The sequence below is a fragment of the Pseudomonas sp. SAS7 genome (assembly GCF_052112345.1).
In the GTDB taxonomy this organism is placed as follows: Bacteria; Pseudomonadota; Gammaproteobacteria; order Pseudomonadales; family Pseudomonadaceae; genus Aquipseudomonas; species Aquipseudomonas putida_Q.
Genome location: NZ_JBEGGO010000003.1, coordinates 24,407 through 43,229, shown reverse-complemented (window position 1 = coordinate 43,229; position 18,823 = coordinate 24,407). Strand labels below are relative to the sequence as shown.

Here is an 18,823-nt window from a genome sequence, read left to right as displayed (position 1 = left end):
TGCACCATGCTCTGGGCCTGCATCCTCCTCCCGCAGCTGGCGCTGGACACGGTCCTGCGTGAGCGTGACGACCCTGATACACCCTTGGTGCTACTTGGCGGGCCTGCCCAGCGTCGGGTATTGCAAGCGGTCAGTCCGGCAGCGGCCGCATTCGGCTTGCGGGCAGGGCAGACCCTTACAGCGGCACGTGCCCTGGCAGATGGCTTCACCTGCGTCGAGGCCGACCCCAGGCGTATCGAGCAGCTGCAGCAATTGCTGGCGGCCTGGGCCTATCGCTTCAGTGCCCAGGTCAGCTTGCATTACCCGCGGGCGTTGCTCCTGGAAGTAGGCTCCAGCCTGCAACTGTTCGGCCCTTGGCCCTTGTTCGAGGCACGTCTGCGTCAGGAGCTGGCAGATTTGGGCCTGCGCCAACGCATCGTCCTGGCCAGCAACCCGGTAGCGGCGCGCATGCTTGCCAATGGTCATGATGGCTTGGCCGTGGGCGATGCCGACGCCACCCGAGCGGCGCTGCTAGGCATGCCCATCACCCGCATCGGCTTGCCGGCAGACGCCGCCGAAGCCTTTGCCCGCATGGGCCTGCGCCAGCTGGGCCAGGTACTGTCCTTGCCGCGCGATACATTGGCCAAGCGCTTTGCGCCCCAGGTGCAGTTGCACCTCGACCAGCTGCTTGGCCTGCGCAATCTGGGGCTGGACTTCTACCAGCCACCGGACCGTTTCGAAACCCGGCTGGAGCTGAACTTCGATGTCGAGTCGCACCAGGCGCTGTTGTTCCCGCTGCGGCGCATGCTCAACGACCTTGCCGCATTCCTCGCCGGGCGCGACTGCGGCGTACAGCGCTTTTGCCTGCACCTGGAACATGCCGAAGGGCCGGACACCCTGCTCACGGTAGGCCTGCTGGCTGCCGAACGCGATGCCTCCATGCTGTTCGAACTGACCCGTGGGCGCCTGGAGCCGCTGCGCATTCCCGCACCCGTGCGCAACGTGCGGCTGGTTGCCGAGGACCTGCCACCCTTCGTGCCCCAGCACCAGGCGTTGTTCGACCCTCGTGCGCAGCAGGCGCAACCCTGGGAACAATTGCGCGAGCGGCTGCGCGCTCGCCTGGGGGATGAGGCCGTGAAGGGGCTGAGCGCGGCAGCTGATCACCGCCCCGAATGCGCCTGGCAGCTGACCGAGCAAGGCGCCCAAGGCAGCATGCCGGTTGCCCCGGGCACTCGCCCCGGCTGGCTACTGCCAGCCCCGATGGCGTTGGACGCCGCCAGCTACCAGGTACAGGGCCAGGCCGAACGCATCGAGTCGGGCTGGTGGGATGGCGGCGACGTGCGCCGCGACTACTACCGCATCGAAACCCGTGATGGCCTGCGCGGTTGGGCCTACCGCGACCTGGGCCAGGCCGGCCCGCTGTGGCTGCAGGGGTGGTTCGCATGAGCAAGCAGGGTTATGCCGAGCTGCATTGCCTGTCCAACTTCAGCTTTCAGCGCGGGGCGTCGAGCGCTGACGAGCTGTTCCGGCGCGCGGGTGAACAGGGCTACCAGGCCCTGGCGATCACTGACGAATGCACCCTGGCTGGCATCGTTCGTGCCTGGCAGGCTGCCAAAGAGCACCAACTGCGGCTGATCGTGGGCAGCGAGGTGCTTTTGCAGGGCGGCCCCAAGCTGGTGCTGCTGGTAGAGAACCTGGCCGGTTACCAGAGTTTGTGCGCGCTGATCACGCGGGCCCGCCGGCGGGCGCAAAAGGGCGAGTACCAGCTGTTTCGCGACGACCTGCAACAACACCATCAAGGCCTGCTGGCGCTATGGGTGGCCGATGACTGCGCCGACACTGCCACGGGTGAGTGGTTACGCAGTGTGTTCGGCGAACGCCTGTGGCTGGCCGTGCACCTGCACCGGGGCAGTGACGATGCCCTGCGCCTGCAAGGCTTGCGAGGCCTGGCGGCTGAAGTGGGTATCCGCGCCGTGGCTTGTGGCGATGTGCACATGCATGTGCGCGGTCGCCGTGCCTTGCAGGACTGCATGACCGCCATCCGCCAGCACTGCCAGGTCGCCGAGGCCGGGCGCTTTCTGTTTGCCAATGGCGAGCGGCACCTGCGCAGCCAGGCACAGTTGGGCGAACTCTATCCTGCCGACCTGCTGGCCGAGACCCTGGCCATTGCCGAGCGCTGCCAATTTGACCTGAGCGAGTTGAAATACCAGTACCCGCGCGAACTGGTGCCCGAGGGCCATACCCCGGCAAGCTGGTTGCGTGAACTGTGCGAGCAAGGCTTGCCGCTACGCTGGCCAGGCGGGCCGAGTAACAAGGTGCGTGAGGTGCTGGCCACGGAGTTGGCGCTGATCGAGGAACTGGGTTACGAAAGTTACTTCCTGACCGTGCACGACATCGTCGCCTTCGCCCGCAGCCAAGGCATCTTGTGTCAGGGCCGCGGTTCGGCGGCCAACTCGGTGGTGTGTTTCGTGCTGGGTATTACCGAGCTCGACCCCATGCAGCATCGCCTGCTGTTCGAGCGCTTCCTGTCGCGTGAACGCAACGAGCCGCCTGATATCGACGTGGACTTCGAGCACGACCGGCGCGAAGAAGTGATCCAGTATGTGTTTCGCCGCTATGGTCGGCACCGTGCGGCGCTGACGGCGGTGGTCAACACCTACCATGCCGCGGGTGCGGTACGCGATGTAGCGCGGGTATTGGGTTTGCCGGCAGACCAAGTGGATGCCATGGCCAAGTGCTGTGGTCGCTGGAGCGACCGCATTCCCGATGACCAGCGCTTGGCCGAAGCTGGCTTTGAGGCCGGCAGCCCTTCACTGCGGCGGGTGCTGGTGCTGGCTGGCGAGCTGATCGGCTTCCCCCGGCACCTGTCGCAGCACCCGGGCGGCTTTGTCATCTCCCAGCAGCCACTCGACCAGCTGGTGCCGGTGGAAAATGCCGCGATGGCGGAGCGCACTGTGATCCAGTGGGACAAGGACGACCTGGACATGGTCGGCCTGCTCAAGGTCGACGTGCTGGCGCTGGGCATGCTCAGTGCCTTGCGCCGCTGCTTCGACCTGCTGCAACACCATCGCGGCCAGCAACTGACCCTGGCCACCATTCCCGGCGAAGACCCGGCCACCTACGCAATGATCAGCCGCGCCGAGACCATGGGGGTATTCCAGATCGAGTCGCGGGCGCAGATGGCCATGCTGCCCCGGCTGCGGCCCAACACGTTCTATGACCTGGTCATCGAGGTGGCGATTGTCCGCCCCGGGCCGATCCAGGGCGACATGGTGCACCCGTACCTGCGCCGGCGGCTGAAGCAGGAACCGGTAACCTACCCATCGCCGCAGCTCAAGGAAGTCTTCGAGCGTACCTTGGGTGTGCCGCTGTTTCAGGAGCAGGTGATGGAGCTGGCCATGGTTGCCGCCGATTACACGCCGGGCGAGGCCGACCAGCTACGTCGCAACATGGCGGCCTGGAAGCGCCACGGTGGCCTGGAACCGCACCGTGAGCGGCTGGTGCAAGGCATGCTGCGCAATGGTTACGACCTGGCGTTTGCCGAGCGCATCTTCGAGCAGATCAAGGGTTTTGGCAGCTATGGCTTCCCGGAATCGCACGCGGCCAGCTTTGCCTTGCTGTGCTATGCCAGCAGTTGGCTGAAGTGCCATGAACCGGCAATTTTCACCTGCGCACTGGTCAACAGCTGGCCCATGGGCTTCTACAGCCCTGACCAGTTGCTGCAAGAAGCCCGGCGCCAGGGTATCGAGGTGCGACCGGTTGATGTCTGCCACAGCGAGTGGGACTGCACCCTCGAGCCTGATGCTGAAGGCACATTGGCTATTCGCATGGGCTTGCGCCTGGTGCGCGGTTTGGCCGAGGCCGATGCCAGGCGCCTGGAGCAGGCGAGGGCGCAACGGCTCTGGCGCGATGTCGAAGACCTGTGCCTGCGTGCAGGGCTCGATTCAAGGGCCCGAGCCCGCCTGGCCGATGGCGGGGCGCTGCGTGCCTTGGCCAGTGATCGGCACCAGGCACGCTGGCAGGTGGCGGCAGTGCAGCCGCAGCTGCCCCTGTTCGCCGAGGTGCAACCAGTGCCTGAAACGCCAGTGGACTTGCCTGTGCCAACTGTAGGTGAAGACCTGATGGCCGATTACCAGGCCCTGGGTACCACGCTGGGGCCGCATCCGCTGGCACTGTTGCGCTCACGCCTGAGGGCGCTGGGGTGTCGCAGTTCGAGTGAGCTGCAAGGTGTCGAGCATGGCGACACCATTGCCGTGACCGGGCTGGTAGTAGGCCGCCAACGGCCCCAGACCGCCAGCGGAGTGACCTTTGTCACCCTGGAAGACGAGCACGGGATGGTCAACGTGGTGGTGTGGCGGGACATTGCAGAACGGCAGCGGCGAGCGTTGGTGGGGGCGCAGCTGCTCAAGGTCAGTGGGCGGCTGGAACAGGAGAACGGCGTGCGGCACCTGATTGCCCGGCGGCTGGAGGATGTGACCCCGTTGCTGCAAGGGCTTGATGTTCGCAGCCGGGATTTTCACTGAGTTGCGCATCAACACTGCCCCCCTGTAGGAGCGGCCTTGCGCCGCGAAAGGGCCGCACAGCGGCCCCAGATTTTCAGCTTCGCCGCATCCATTGCTGGGGCCGCCTTGCGGCCCTTTCGCGGCGCAAGGCCGCTCCTACAAGTACCGCGTGAAGTACCGCGTGAGTAGTTAGACGATCGCCAACCGCTGCTTGCGCGTCGGTGCCGGGAACGCCCGGTCGATTGCCCGCAGGTCTTCGCTGTTCAAGGTCAGCGAACCTGCGGCTGCATTCAGCCGAACATGCTCGGGCGCCACGGCCTTGGGGATGGCGATCACCCCATCACTGCGGGTCACCCAGGCCAGGCTGACCTGGGCCGGCGTGGCGCCATGGCGCTCGGCAATTTCTGCCAGCACAGGGTGCTGCAGCAAGCGCCCGGCCTGGGCCAGCGGGCAGTAGGCCATGGTCGGCAGCGCGCGCTTTTCGCACCAAGGCAGCAAGTCGAATTCGATGCCACGCTGCGCCGGGTTGTACAGTACCTGGTTGGTGGCGCATTCAGGGTTGTGCAGTTCACGCAGGTCGTCGAGGTCGAAATTGGACACGCCCCAGCGCTTGATCTTGCCTTGCTCGCGCAAGCGCTCGAAGGCTTCGACGGTTTCTTCCAGCGGGTGCTGGCCACGCCAATGCAGCAGGTACAGGTCGATGCAGTCGGTACCCAGGCGGGCGAGGCTACGCTCGCAGGCAGCCGCCATGCCGCGCTGGCTGGCATTGTGCGGGTACACCTTGCTGACCAGAAACACCTGGTCGCGGCGCCCGGCAATGGCCTGGCCAACCACTTCTTCCGCGCCGCCTTCGGCATACATCTCGGCGGTGTCGATCAGGGTCAGGCCCAACTCGATACCCTGTTGCAGGGCCGCCACTTCGGCAGCCTTGCGGCCGGGGTCCTCACCCATGTACCAAGTGCCCTGGCCAATGGCCGGAACGCTCGAACCTGCCAGTTTCACGTAACGCATGTCACCTCCGGGATGCGGGTATTGGAAAGCACAACCTCAAGCAGCGCTTGCGCTGCGGTGGAAAGCTTGTGTTCACTGAGGGCAATCACGCCGATGCGTCGTTCGACCATGGGCTCCACCAAGGTGATGCAGCGGGCGCCGAGCTCCTGCATCTGGTTGATGCACAGCGCCGGTACGGCACTGACCCCCAGGCCACTGGCGACCATGCGGCCAATGGTTGCCAACTGGTGGCTCTCGAATGCCACGGCCAGTTTGCCGTGGTGGGCGGCCACATTCTGCTCCATCAGCAGGCGCACCGCCGAAGGGCGTTGCAGGGCCACGAAGTCTTCGGCCATCAGCTGTGTCCAGCTGACCTGGGGCAGCAACGCCAGGGGCGAGTCGGCCGGTACCACCGCTACGAAGCGGTCCAGGTACAACGGGTGGAAATCCAGACCGTCGATGTTTTCCGGCTCGAAGCCGATGCCCAGTTCGACGCGGCGATGGCGTACCAGTTCCAGCACCTGCTCGTTGATCACGTCATGCACCGTGACGTTGACCTTGGGGTAGCGCTGGCGAAATACCTTGAGCGAGTGGGGCAGGAGGTTGCCGGCAAAGGCTGGCATGGCCGCCACCGACACCCGGCCCAGTTGCAGGGTGAAGCGTTGGCGCAGCATCTCTTCAGTGTCGTCCCAGTCTGCCAGCAGGCGCCGTGCCAGCGGCAGCAACACTTCGCCCTCGGCGGTCAGGCTGACGCTGCGCGTGGTGCGGCTGAGCAGGGCGCCACCGAGGTTTTCTTCCAGGGCCTTGATGGTCAGGCTCAGGGCGGGCTGCGAGATATGCAGGTGCTCACCGGCCTGGGCGAAGCTCTGGTACTTGGCTACGGCGACAAAGGCACGCAGTTGCTTGACGTTCATGACAGGCCTATTGTTTGTTTTGTAAAAGTTATCAATCGATGATGAAAACAAAATTAACAAATCAGTCGCGTGCGGTGAAGATGTCTGCACACGCTCACCGACAGCCTCGTCGGTTCTACAACTACAAAAGGCGGATCAGCATGGCCGGACTGGACAAGCGCGTTGCAACCTATGAACAGGCCCTTGAAGGCCTGACCGACAACATGACAGTACTGGCCGGCGGTTTCGGCCTGTGCGGCATCCCGGAAAACCTCATCAGCGAAATCAAGCGACGCGGCGTCAAGGGCTTGACCGTGGTGTCGAACAACTGCGGCGTTGACGGCTTTGGCCTGGGCGTGTTGCTGGAAGATCGGCAGATTCGCAAGATGATTGCCTCCTATGTGGGCGAAAACGCCGAGTTCGAACGCCAGCTGCTCAGCGGTGAGCTGGACGTGGAGCTGACCCCACAGGGTACCCTGGCCGAGAAGATGCGCGCCGGCGGTGCCGGAATCCCGGCGTTCTTCACCGCCACCGGTTACGGCACCCCGGTTGCCGAGGGCAAGGAAGTGCGCGAGTTCAAGGGCCGCAAGTACATCCTTGAAGAATCCATTACCGGTGACTTCGCCATCGTCAAGGGCTGGAAGGCCGACCACTACGGCAACGTGGTGTACCGCAACACCGCGCAAAACTTCAACCCGCTGGCGGCCACCGCCGGCAAGATCACCGTGGTCGAAGTGGAAGAGATCGTCGAACCCGGCGTGCTGTTGCCCAGCGAAATCCACACCCCGGGCATCTATGTGGACCGTGTCATCGTCGGCACCTTCGAGAAGCGTATCGAAAAGCGCACCGTCAAGGCCTGAGCGCCATCCACCAGAACAACAAAGAGACCCTGACCATGGCACTGACCCGCGAACAGATGGCGCAACGCGTCGCACGTGAACTGAAAGACGGCTACTACGTCAACCTGGGCATCGGCATTCCGACCCTGGTGGCCAACTACGTACCCGCAGACATGGATGTGATGCTGCAATCGGAAAACGGCCTGCTCGGCATGGGCGAATTCCCTACCGAAAGCACCCTCGACGCCGACATGATCAACGCCGGCAAGCAAACGGTCACCGCCCGCCGCGGCGCCTCGATCTTCGATTCGGCACAATCGTTCGCCATGATCCGCGGTGGCCACGTCGACCTGACCGTACTGGGCGCCTTCGAGGTGGACGTGCAAGGCAACATCGCCTCGTGGATGATCCCCGGCAAGCTGGTCAAAGGCATGGGTGGTGCCATGGACCTGGTGGCTGGCGCCGAGAACATCATCGTCACCATGACCCACGCCTCCAAAGACGGTGAGTCCAAGTTGCTGGCGCAATGCAGCCTGCCGCTGACCGGCGCCGGCTGCATCCGCAAGGTGCTGACCGACCTGGCCTACCTGGAAATCGAAGACGGCGCCTTCATCCTGCGTGAAACCGCGCCAGGAGTGAGCGTTGAAGAGATCATCGCGAAAACCGCCGGCAAGCTGATCGTGCCGGATGATGTGAAGGAAATGACCTTCTGATTCAACGGGCTTCATACATTCCCCTGTAGGAGCAGCCTTGTGCTGCGAAGGGGCCAGTGCAGGCATTCACATAATGTTTGTCTGTACTGGCCTCTTCGCAGCACAAGGCTGCTCCTACAGGGGTTTTGTGTTTTTGCTGATTTATCCGATAAAACCAATAAAAGGAATTCAACTGTGGCCGCTGAAATCCAAGACAGCCGTTCCGCGCGCTTTGCCTTGCGCTGTTCCAACTGGGCCGAACGCTGGTTCCCCGACTCCTGGGTGTTCGCCGCCCTGGCGGTGCTGCTGGTGTGCATCGGTGCCCTGGCCATGGGCGCCAAGCCGACCGACACCGCCAAGGCCTTTGGTGACGGGTTCTGGAGCCTGATCCCGTTCACCATGCAGATGGCCTTCGTGGTCATTGGCGGTTATGTGGTGGCCAGCTCGCCGCCCGCCGCGCGGCTGATCGATCGCCTGGCGCGCATCCCTGGAAATGGTCGCTCGGCAGTGTGCTGGGTAGCGCTGATCTCGATGCTGGCTTCCTTGCTCAACTGGGGGCTGTCGCTGGTATTCGGTGGCTTGCTGGTACGCGCCCTGGCGCGGCGCACCGAACTCAAGATGGACTACCGCGCCGCTGGCGCGGCCGCCTACCTGGGCCTGGGCGCGGTGTGGGCACTGGGTTTGTCATCGTCGGCGGCGCAGCTTCAAGCCAACCCGGCCAGCCTGCCACCTTCGATCCTGTCGATTACCGGGGTCATCCCGTTCACCGAAACCATCTTCCTTTGGCAGTCTGGCGTCATGCTGCTGGCGCTGGTGCTGGTCTCGCTGGTGATCGCCTATGCCACGGCCCCTGGCCCGAACAGCGCACGCAGTGCCGAAGACTGCGGCGTCGACCCTAGCTTCACAGCGCCACCTACACCGCAGCGCACCCGCCCCGGTGAGTGGCTGGAGCACAGCCCGATCCTGATCCTGCTGCTGGTGGCCCTGGCCGCTGGCTGGCTGTACCAGGAGTTCGCCACCAAGCCGGCGATTACCGCGATCTCCGGGTTGAATACCTACAACCTGCTGTTCATCATGCTCGGTGCCTTGCTGCACTGGCGCCCGCGCAGCTTTCTTGACGCAGTGGCGCGCGCCGTGCCGACCACCACGGGAGTACTGATCCAGTTCCCGCTGTACGGTTCCATCGCGGCCATTCTCACCCAGGTGAAGGGTGTCGATGAACAGACGCTGGCCCACCATATTTCGCTGTTCTTCACCCAGATTGCCACCCATGACACCTATGCCGTGCTGATGGGGGTGTATTCGGCGGTACTGGGCTTCTTCATCCCTTCGGGCGGTGGCAAGTGGATCATCGAGGCGCCGTACGTGATGCTGGTGGCCAACGACCTGCAGTACCACCTGGGCTGGGCGGTGCAGATCTACAACGCTGCCGAAGCCTTGCCGAACCTGATCAACCCGTTCTACATGCTGCCGCTGCTGGGCGTGCTGGGGCTCAAGGCACGCGACCTGATCGGCTTCTCGTTCGTGCAGTTGCTGGTGCATGTGCCGTTGGTGCTGGTGTTGCTGTGGGCGCTGGGTACGACGCTGCAGTACGTACCGCCTGTGATGCCATGAAGGCAGGGTACGGTGCATGCTCATAAAGTGATGCTTTATTGGTGGGAGCCTGGCTTGCCGGCGATGGGCTGCAAAGCAGCCCCAGCATTTCGCCGGCAGTCCACGTATCATTACCAGGCTGCCTCAGCCTGGGAAACCCGCGTCACATGTCTATCCGATTGAAACTGCTGCGTAAGAAACTGGGAATGACCCTGGAAATGCTGGCCGAGAAGACCGGCATGACCAAAAGCTACCTGTCCAAGGTCGAGCGCGGCCTGAATACACCCTCGATTGCCGCGGCGCTAAAGCTCGCACGGGCATTGAACGTCAATGTCGAAGAGCTGTTCGCTGAAGAGCAGGCCGGCCAGAGCCGCTACAGCCTTGTGCGCCATGGCGAACGTCAAGCCTTGGTAGGCGATGGGCAAGGACCGGGCTACGCAGCCCTCACCAGCCAGGTCGGGCAGCGCAGCCTGCTGCCGTTTCTGATCCAGCCGCCGAACGAGTTCAGCGACCCCACCTTCAAGGAACACCTGGGCGAGGAGTTCCTGTTCGTGCACACAGGCCAGGTGGAGGTGGATTTCATGAACGAACGGGTGCTGCTGGAGCAGGGCGATGCCTTGCATTTCAACGCCCAGACACCGCATCGACTACGCTCGGTAGGTGCCCAGCCGGCGCAATTGCTGGTCGTGGTTCACCACGCAGACGAATAAAACCTCAGGGGGCAGGGCAACGCCCCCACGTATTCTCATCCGTGAAACGCAGCCTCCACCGCAGCGGCATTTCTTTGCATAATTTGCATGTCGGTATTTTGACGAATACCCCCATCTCCCATTGAATTTTATTATGGTGTCGGATCATTGACGTAGTGTCATTGTGCCCATAAGCTCAAGTCAACAGCGAAACAACTCCCGCCACACCGAGCAAATAACTAATTGATTTTCCTGTTTTTTTGGAGGGGCGTATGCGCACGACTCTGATTATCAAATCGATGTTCTTGCTGGTGTTGCTGAGTGGTGCTGCGCGTGCGGCCGATTCGTATGTAAACCAAAACAGTATCATTCCTGTTTCAACCGCCGGCTGGTTGTTGGCCTTCGCGGTTGTTGGCTTTGTGCTGGTGGCAAACAGAAGAAAAATCTGAGGCTGACCGCCTTCTTTTTAGAGCGGGCAGAGGTTGTTCCAAGCCCAGGGCCTGGCTTGTGAATTTCCCAACCGTTGCTATATTCCCAGTAGCCCTTGAAAGGCCTTGGTTGCAGAGCAAGGCAGCCTACCTGTAAAGCGTCAAGGTTGGGGCCTCCAGGAAGGACGGGCCATCGCGGCGGGTTTAAGCCGCGAAGCAGAGCGAGAGTTGGTGTGCTGTTCTCATTCAGTGCTCTTTTTCGGGCCATTTGGCCGGAGGGACCCTCATGATGCGTTCATTGATTGCCGCATTCTGTGTGCTGGCCGTATGGTCCGGTGCCGGCAACGCCGATCAGAGCGGTGCGGCTTACCTGCTCAGCCCCGGTGATGTGGTGATGGTTTCGGTGTGGCAGGAAGACAGCCTGCGTCAAGAAGCCACCGTACTACCCGATGGCAGTATTACCTTTCCCTTGGCCGGGCGCATCAATGTTGCCGGGCTGGATGTAACGGCAGTTGAAAAGCAAGTGGCTGCCAAACTCGAAAAATTCCTCCCCGACCCGAACGTCAGCGTTGTCGTCAAGAGCATCGCCGGCAACCTGGTCTATGTCCAAGGCAAAGTGATCAAGCCGGGCCCCGTGCAGATGGCGGGCCCTACCGCAGTGCTTCAGGCGCTGAGCATGTCGGGCGGCCTGGACAAGTTTGCTGACGAAAGCGATATCAAGGTGGTTCGCGGCACCGGCGCTTCCCAAAAGATCCTGCCCGTGCGATATAAGGACCTGGTGTCTGGGCGGGACATGTCCACCAACATCCAACTTCAGGCTGGCGATACGCTGGTCGTTCCTTGATCTTGCCTTTAATAAGAACACTTAATGCCTCTTCTTAGAACAACTAGCATTGCAACGGCAATCTTGGTCTTGCCGTTCACGGACGCAGTCCTGGCGGCAAATTGGCAGTCTACGGTGGTAGTACCGACATCCGTCGAATATGACAGCAACCCTTTGTTGCTGACATCGGGGGAAAAGGGTGTAACGCGCACGATCATCGCGCCGGACTACACCCTGATCGGTACCTTCGGCCAGGACGAATTGAGGTTGGGGCTGGGCATGCATGTTTTGCGCTCGTCCGACACGGATGTGGTCGATGACCGTGAAGACCCTGATATCAGCCTGGGCTGGCAGCGCACCACCGAGCGTGGGCGTTTCGGCCTGGTGGCGCGTTACAACGAAAGCTCGACGCTGTCGGGGACGGTGCTGGATACCGGGGTGATCACTACAGACGGTACGCAAAAGCTCTACACCCTGACCGGCAACTGGAGCCAGGCGGTTACCGAGCGCAGCACCTTGAGCAACGAAACCACCTTTAGCCGTGCCCGTTATGACATCAGTACGCTGACGGGTTACGACGAACTGGCAAACGTGTTTACCTGGACCTACGCCTGGAGCGAGCGGGCCGATGTGTATACCCGCTTCGGTGCCCGACGCTATGAGCCCGAGCAGGACCTTACCGCGACCGCGTCCAACAGCTACACCCCGGCAGTCGGCATCAAGTACCAGCTTGCCGAAGGCCTGAGCGCCGATGCCCACATTGGCGTCAACCAGGTGTCTGGCGATGACGGCGGCCGACGCGGGGAGGGTGGGGTGGCGTTGCTGTACACCGGCACGCGTGCCATTGCCAGCCTGACCGCCGAGCGCAGCACGGTGGCCAGCGCTGAAGGCGGCTTTGCCGAGCTGGACCAGGTGCGTGGCGTGTGGAGTTACGCCCTCACCGAACTGGACCGGGTGGGCGCTGACGCTGCCTGGCAAGACAGCAAAGGGCAGAGCCCCAACACATTGCAGACGTACAGCGTCTGGGCCAGCCGACAGTTTTCGCCGTACTGGGACCTGCGCCTGTCGCTGATGTACAAGGAGCGGCAACAAGACCAGGCGCCCGATGCAACCGCTACGATCGTTGGTTTGACGTTGACGTACAGGTACCCCGACATCTGAACTTCAGGCAGGTGGCCCCATGAAGTCTGACTACGAACTCTCCATCAGAGATTACATCGCCATTATCAAGGACAGGGCCCTGGTGTTAGGGGTGAGTGCCGTAGTCATTCTTGCCGCGACCGTGGCGGTCGCGTTGATGGTGCCGCCGCTCTACCAGTCGACCGGCACCATCCTTGTGGAGTCACAGCAGATTTCCCCCGAGCTGGTGTCGACCAACACCACCAGCTTTGCCGATGAGCGCATCGAGGTGATTCGCCAGCGGGTGATGACCCGCGAGAACCTGCTGCGCATTATCGACAAGTACAACCTGTTCGCCGACAAGCGCTTGAGCGAGTCCGACAAGATCGACCAGATGCGCAATGCCATCGTGGTCGAAACCCTCACCACGTTCGTGCGCGGGCGAGGCGAGGCGACGGTTGCGTTCAATGTATCCTTCGAACACAAGCAGGCGGAAGTCGCCAAGGAAGTGGCCGACGAACTGGTCACCCTGTTCCTTAACGAAAACCTCAAGCAGCGCACCGAGCGGGCCAACGAAACCACCGAGTTTCTTACCCAGGAGGCCAACAAGCTGGGCGCCGAGCTGGCCAGCCTGGAAAACCAGCTTGCCGACTTCAAGCAAGCCCACGCCAATGCCTTGCCAGAGCACCAGACCCTGCGCATGAACATGCTCTCGCGTTCGGAGCTGGAGTTCCGCGAGGTCGACCGTGACTACAAGGCCGCCCAGGAAGAACTGCGCTACCTGGAGCTGGAGCTGTCGGCGGCCAATGCCGGCCTGGCCACCAAGGCTACTGAAGGCAGCAAGCCAGCCAGTGCCGACCAGCCCCAGGACCTGCCAAGCCTGAAGGCCGAATACGCCCGGTTGCTGACCCGCTACAAGGATGCCCACCCGGATGTGGTGGCGGTCAAGCGCAAGATCCAGGCGCTCGAAGCCAGCGGCGGGCGCACGGCCACCACGTCCACAGTCAGCCTCGACGTGGCCCGCGTTCGCGCCAAGATGAGCGCGGCCCAGGAACGTATCAGCTCGCTGGCCGATCAGAAGCGCGAGCTGACCAGAAAGATGGAGGGCTACGAGGCCGAAATCCTCGAGGCGCCGCAGGTCGAGCGTGGCCTGGTGACCTTGATGCGTGACCACGATAACGCGCGCAAGAAGTATGAAGAAATCCGCGCCAAGGAAATGGGCGCGAAGATTACCGAAAGCCTGGAGCAGGAGAACAAGGCCGAGCGCTTTGTGCTGCTGGAGCCACCGCTGATGCCAGAAAAACCGATCAAGCCTAATCGCAAGAAGATCGCTGCGTTGGGCCTGGTGCTGGCACCGGCAGGTGGCGGCGCCCTAGTGATGTTGCTGGAAATGCTCAACCAGCGCGTGCGCGGCGTCGGCGCTCTGGAAAACCTGCTGGGCAAAAGGGTGCTGGTGGCAATCCCCTACATCGATACCCGGGCCGACGTGGCCAGGCGTAAACGCTGGCGTAACTGGCTGATCCTGGCGGCACTGGCGTTGGCGGCTATCATGGTAGTGCTGGTGCACGTCTTCTACATGCCACTGGATGTGCTGTTGTTCAAAGTCATATCTCGGTTTGCATAGGGAAAGCAGTGATGGACAGGACCAAGCCGTCTGTTGGCAATAATCTTCACCAGGTTACCCCGGGCACCCCCCAGGCATTGTCACCCGCCCCCGGCACCGCGCTGGCGGAAGTGCCAGGCCAGTTCGATTATGTGAACACCAAGGTGGTGCCGCTGCGGGCGGACCATCTGGAGCGCCACCGCATTGTGGCGTACAACAAGAACTCCAACATGAACGGGCCGATCGACCTGCTGCGCACGCAGGTGCTCAGGGCCATGGAGGAGAACGGCTGGCGTACCCTGGCGATCACCTCGCCAACGCCGGAGGCGGGCAAGACGGTGCTGGCGATCAATCTGGCCATGAGTATTGCTCACCACACGACCAAGACTGCGTTATTGGTGGACTTTGACCTGCGCCGGCCCAAAGTCGGCAGTACCCTTGGCCTGCCCATGGAGCAGGCGCTGAACGAGTACCTGACGGACAAGGCCGAGTTGCAGGAATGCCTGGTCAACCCGACGTTGCCGCGATTTGTGGTGTTGCCGACACGTGTGCCGGTGCCGATGTCGACCGAGATGCTGTCATCGCCCAAGGTGAACAACCTGATCAGTGATTTACGCAACCGCTACGACTCGCGCATCTGCATTTTCGATTTGCCGCCACTGCTCAGCTCTGACGATGCGATCACCGTGATACCCAAGTTCGATTGTGTACTGCTGGTGGTGGCCAACGGGATGAACAACAAGAAGGAAATCGAGGACTGCCTGCACCACCTGGCCACGGTGAACCTGGTCGGGACGGTGCTGAACAAGGCTGACGAGCAGCCGCGAACTTATTATTAAGGCATGTACCTGTAGGCAGGCTAATCGCATACCCCTGTGGGAGCGGGTTCACCCGCGAAGGATGCGACGCGGTCCATGGCACCGGCTTCGCCGGTGTTCGCGGGTGAACCCGCTCCCACAGGGGGGCGCGCAGCGCCTTCGTAATCTCAGGTCTGCTGATGCGTAACCCAGGGATACTGCAACTCCCATTGCCACGCATGCCGCACAATCTGCTCCAGCGAAGCAAACTCCGGCCGCCAGCCCAGCACCTGCAGCGCCTTGCTTGCATCCGCCACCAGCCGTGGAGGGTCGCCAGCGCGGCGTGGCGCGTCAAGGGTATTGATCTGCCGTCCGGTCACCGCCCGGGCTGTATCGATCACCTGCTGCACTGAAAAGCCCAGGCCATTGCCCAGGTTGAACGCAGTGCGCTCGCCACCCGCCAGTAAATAATCCACCGCCAACGCATGCGCCGTTGCCAGGTCGGCCACATGCACGTAGTCGCGGATACAGGTGCCATCCGGCGTATCGTAATCCCGGCCAAACACCGTCACCGCCTCGCGGCGGCCTGAAGCGGCCTGCAGGATCAGCGGGATCAGGTGGGTTTCCGGTTCGTGGCGTTCACCCAGCTGGCCATCGGGGTCGGCACCGGCTGCGTTGAAGTAACGCAGGCATACCGATTTCAAGCCATAAGCCCGGTCAAAGTCCTCAAGAATCTGCTCGACCATCCATTTGCTCAGCCCATAAGGGTTGATCGGCCCTTTGGCATGCGCTTCATCGATCGGCACGTACTGCGGGTTGCCGTAAACGGCGGCACTTGAAGAAAACACCAGGTGCTTGATGCCGGCATTCACCATGGCCTGCAGCAAGGCGAGGGTGGCTGCGACGTTGTTCTGGTAGTACTTGCCGGGTGCGCTGACCGACTCGCCGACCTGGATGAACGAGGCAAAGTGAAACACCGCATCGAAGTGGCAGACGCCAAACAGCACATCCAGGGCGGCTTCGTCGGCAATGTCGAGCTTGGCCCACTGGATGCCGGGGCCAGGCGAAACCAGGTCCGCCACCACCACCTCATGGCCGGCACCGAGCAGGTGCTTGACCATGTGTGAGCCAATGTAGCCTGCACCACCCACTACCAGAAATTTCATCCGCACCTCCTGGATTCTGCTGTTTACAGACGCAGTGAACCGTCCCTGAAACGTGCAGGTGGGATGATCAGCTACAGGTGACCTGAGCGTAGATGGCCCTATACCCTATTTCAAGAACAGCCAGTTGGACATGTAGTTGCCGTCAAACGTAATGCTGTACTGCCCATCCTTGTAGGCCACCGGCAATGCCTTCAACTGTGCCTGTGCATCGCGGGCGAACAGTTTTAGACCGGCGGGTGCCTTGATGATCAAAGTGCCTTGAAGCGGTTCCACGTTGAACGGCGTCTTGTCATCGGCCTTGGGCATGGCACGCGTGCCCAGCGACAGCAGCAGATCACGCGACTGGCCCAAGGGTTTGCCGTCCAGGCTCTGTACCGCGACGCTGGCGTAAGGCGTTTTCGTCTGTACCTGTACGGCACCCAGGCTGATCGACCGGCCACCCAGCCAGCCGGTGGCGGCCTGGGTCAGTGGCGTGTCGATGGTGTAGATGCCTTGTTGCCAGTTGCGCTTAAGCTCGCCGGTGTCGGTCACCGACTCCGTGGCATCGACGGCCAGCAGCGATTGCCCCGGGTCCTGTAGCACTTGGGCGCCAGCCGGGATGGCGGCAGGTTTCAGCCAGGGCAGTTCCGGGGTCGGCGGCAGTGCGATCTGCAGCTGGCCCTTTTCCATGGCTGTACGCAACAGTACCGAATTGCGCGGGGTGATCTCCTGGTTGTAGAGGGTGGCGGGCGTCGGCGCGAACACGTAGCGGGTCGTTGCCGGCTTGACGTCCGCACGGCGATAGAGCAGGGCGGCAGCGGGCAGGGTGGCGATCATCGCCGGGTCGTTGTACGCGTGCCAGTTGTCCGCCGTGCGCCAGCCCGGGTTGAACCCTTGCTGGCTGTAGGCGTACTGCATCATGGCGTCCCAGCCCTGGTGGCTGGCGGTGCCGGCTACATACAGCGGCAACGAGTGGCGGTCGGGCAGCGGGAACGGCTCGGCGTTCCACTCGGTGACGGTCAGCGGTTTGCCGACCACCTGGGCGGCGGCGATCCAGTCGATCATGCCGTCGCTGGTCAACGGGTTTTTCTCCAGCTGGCCAATGGCGCCGTAGCTGTGGGCATCGACGACATCGCCTGCGGTCAGCGCCGGCAGTGCGCTCAGGCCGTTGCCGCCCCAGGTGCTGGTGGTGGCAATCGGCACTTTGACGCCCAGGCCCCGCAGGTGGGCGATCATGTCGGCGTTGAAGCGTTGCTCAAGGTCGTTGAGGAACAGCTTCGACGGGCCATGCTCCCAGGCACGCCAGGTAAGGTCGGCGGGCAGGTCATGCTCCCTGGCGAAGGCTTTGGCTGCCGCCATGTAGCGCTGGCTATGGCGCGGCACGTCCTTGTCCGGCATCAGGGCGTTACCGTAGTGCTGGGTGAGGTCGTTTTCGTTGGTGATCAACACGGCGGCGATGGCCGGGTCGTCCTTGTAGGCCAGGCCGGTGTATTCGTTCACATGGGTCAGGTACTGCTCGGCGAAGCGTTTCATTGCTTTCTGCATACTGTCGCTCACGTAGGCGTAACCCTTCAGGTCGACGCGACCTTCCTTCTCGGGCAGCTCATCGAAGTCTTCAATATTGTCGTTGGCGGTAAACGCACGTTGCACGTGCATGTCCAGCCAGATGTAGATGCCTTCGTCCTTGAGTGCCTTGATCCACAGGTCGAGCTTGCGCAGCGATTCGGCGCTGAGCTGCTGGGTATCGCGCACCAGGGTGCCGTCGCCAAACACGTTCGGGCTGACCCACGGCGAATCGTGGTGGTGCAGGCGCACCAGGTTGAAGCCCAGTGCCGACAGGCGTTTGGCCTGTTGGCGGATTTCTTCGTCAGGGCTCTTGAACAGCGAATAGGCAGACAGGTTGGTGCCCCAGAAGCGCACCGGGGTGTTGTCTGCAAACATCAGCTGTTCGCCGACCGCCTTGACGAAACCGCGCTTGCCGGCGGGCTTTTCCGCAGCGTTGAGGAACGACAGGTCCACCGGTGAGGTGCGCCAGTCCAGCTGGTCATCGGGCCAGCTGGCGGGGTCGGCGAGGCCGAAACGCTCAGTGGGGGTGGGGCCCAGCTCGATGTCGCCGGTCACGTTGAGTACCGCCTTGAGCTGCTGTTGGCCGGCGCTGATCGGGTCTTTGTAGAGGAACGCACGCAGCTCGGAGGGGTTGCCGCGCTCGAAATAAGCCTTGGCCAGTGGCGGATCGAAGCGCATCTCGACCCGCCGACCCTGGTCGGCCTTGCCCCATGACCAGCCGCGGTTGTCGGGCAGCAGTTGCGGGGCGCCCATGTCGCCGGCGATTTGCCCCGGGTCGAACTGGAACACCATGCCGCCGCCCATCACCCCGGCCTGGCGGCTGTGGGCGGTAAGGTCGAAGGCCCAGCTGAGGGTTTGTGCCTGTACCTTGCGGATGTCCGCCTTCAGGTCGAAGTCCAGTTCCTTGTTCTTGCCCAGCAGCGTGTACTGGTAGGGGCCATTGACCTTGAAATCGGTGTAAAAGCCGGTCCAGCTCCAGTTGGCCGCCCAGAAGTCGAACTTGGCTTTCATCACCGGCCCGCCGCCGTATGTCACCGTAGGCAGGCCATTCTGCTCATCGACACTGACCTGCCACTGCGAAGCCCAGCCGGCCAACGGCAGCAAAGCCAGGCCAGCCATGGCCGAAGTCTGCACAAGGTGACGCAGGGTAAGCACGTTCATGGAC

General features: G+C 62.5%; 15 protein-coding genes. 11 read left to right on the top strand and 4 right to left on the bottom strand.

Annotated features, from left to right (window positions below):
* The first annotated feature begins 6 nt into the window (after positions 1-6).
* Both ABI582_RS06035 and ABI582_RS06030 read left to right on the top strand, forming a co-directional pair.
* Entirely contained in the window at positions 7-1,425 is a 1,419-nt protein-coding gene (locus ABI582_RS06035; RefSeq protein ID WP_442118647.1) for a Y-family DNA polymerase, read from the top strand.
* Positions 1,422-4,502, top strand: coding sequence for an error-prone DNA polymerase (locus tag ABI582_RS06030; RefSeq protein WP_442118646.1), 3,081 nt, complete (start codon positions 1,422-1,424; stop codon positions 4,500-4,502). Before ABI582_RS06035 ends, ABI582_RS06030 begins: the two co-directional genes overlap by 4 nt.
* Positions 4,503-4,670: 168 nt before the next feature.
* Here the strand turns inward: ABI582_RS06030 and ABI582_RS06025 are convergent, their stop codons facing one another.
* Together ABI582_RS06025 and ABI582_RS06020 are read right to left on the bottom strand one after the other, a co-directional pair.
* Positions 4,671-5,492 (bottom strand): aldo/keto reductase, encoded by an 822-nt coding sequence (locus ABI582_RS06025; protein WP_442118645.1) that lies wholly within the window; start codon positions 5,490-5,492, stop codon positions 4,671-4,673.
* A complete protein-coding gene (locus ABI582_RS06020) occupies positions 5,480-6,385 on the bottom strand; it encodes a LysR family transcriptional regulator (protein ID WP_442118644.1) in 906 nt (301 codons plus the stop codon). Before ABI582_RS06020 ends, ABI582_RS06025 begins: the two co-directional genes overlap by 13 nt.
* A gap of 140 nt (positions 6,386-6,525) precedes the next feature.
* Here ABI582_RS06020 and ABI582_RS06015 point away from each other — a divergent pair, with 140 nt between their 5' ends.
* From ABI582_RS06015 to ABI582_RS05975, 9 genes are all read left to right on the top strand, one after another.
* Positions 6,526-7,224: a CoA transferase subunit A gene (locus ABI582_RS06015; protein ID WP_016499567.1), complete on the top strand. Its 699-nt coding sequence runs from the start codon at positions 6,526-6,528 to the stop codon at positions 7,222-7,224.
* 35 nt (positions 7,225-7,259) lie between these two features.
* The gene (locus ABI582_RS06010) at positions 7,260-7,916 is read left to right on the top strand and encodes a CoA transferase subunit B (protein WP_016499568.1); all 657 of its coding nucleotides are present in this window, start codon (positions 7,260-7,262) and stop codon (positions 7,914-7,916) included.
* Positions 7,917-8,090: 174 nt separating this feature from the next.
* The gene (locus ABI582_RS06005; RefSeq protein ID WP_028613937.1) at positions 8,091-9,509 is read left to right on the top strand and encodes a short-chain fatty acid transporter; all 1,419 of its coding nucleotides are present in this window, start codon (positions 8,091-8,093) and stop codon (positions 9,507-9,509) included.
* Positions 9,510-9,655: 146 nt separating this feature from the next.
* Positions 9,656-10,198 carry a helix-turn-helix domain-containing protein gene (locus ABI582_RS06000; protein ID WP_338744074.1) on the top strand — a complete coding sequence of 181 codons (543 nt, stop codon included), beginning with the start codon at positions 9,656-9,658 and terminating at the stop codon, positions 10,196-10,198.
* Positions 10,199-10,449: 251 nt separating this feature from the next.
* Positions 10,450-10,626, top strand: a complete 177-nt coding sequence (gene eppA / locus ABI582_RS05995; RefSeq protein ID WP_016487266.1) for an EPS-associated small membrane protein EppA — start codon at positions 10,450-10,452, stop codon at positions 10,624-10,626.
* Between the two features lie 265 nt (positions 10,627-10,891).
* A complete protein-coding gene (locus ABI582_RS05990; protein ID WP_338744073.1) occupies positions 10,892-11,449 on the top strand; it encodes a polysaccharide biosynthesis/export family protein in 558 nt (185 codons plus the stop codon).
* Positions 11,450-11,473: 24 nt separating this feature from the next.
* Positions 11,474-12,589: a hypothetical protein gene (locus ABI582_RS05985; protein ID WP_442118643.1), complete on the top strand. Its 1,116-nt coding sequence runs from the start codon at positions 11,474-11,476 to the stop codon at positions 12,587-12,589.
* Positions 12,590-12,608: 19 nt separating this feature from the next.
* Complete coding sequence (locus ABI582_RS05980; protein ID WP_442118642.1) at positions 12,609-14,171, top strand: GumC family protein; 1,563 nt, start codon at positions 12,609-12,611, stop codon at positions 14,169-14,171.
* An 11-nt stretch (positions 14,172-14,182) separates the two neighbouring features.
* Positions 14,183-14,989: a CpsD/CapB family tyrosine-protein kinase gene (locus ABI582_RS05975; protein WP_016499574.1), complete on the top strand. Its 807-nt coding sequence runs from the start codon at positions 14,183-14,185 to the stop codon at positions 14,987-14,989.
* Between the two features lie 146 nt (positions 14,990-15,135).
* On the opposite strand, the gene galE is transcribed toward ABI582_RS05975, so the two are convergent.
* On the bottom strand, positions 15,136-16,113 hold the full coding sequence (gene galE, locus ABI582_RS05970) for a UDP-glucose 4-epimerase GalE (RefSeq protein WP_442118641.1): 978 nt from the start codon (positions 16,111-16,113) through the stop codon (positions 15,136-15,138).
* A gap of 105 nt (positions 16,114-16,218) precedes the next feature.
* The gene (locus tag ABI582_RS05965) at positions 16,219-18,819 is read right to left on the bottom strand and encodes a cellulase family glycosylhydrolase (RefSeq protein WP_442118640.1); all 2,601 of its coding nucleotides are present in this window, start codon (positions 18,817-18,819) and stop codon (positions 16,219-16,221) included.
* Positions 18,820-18,823: the final 4 nt, after the last annotated feature.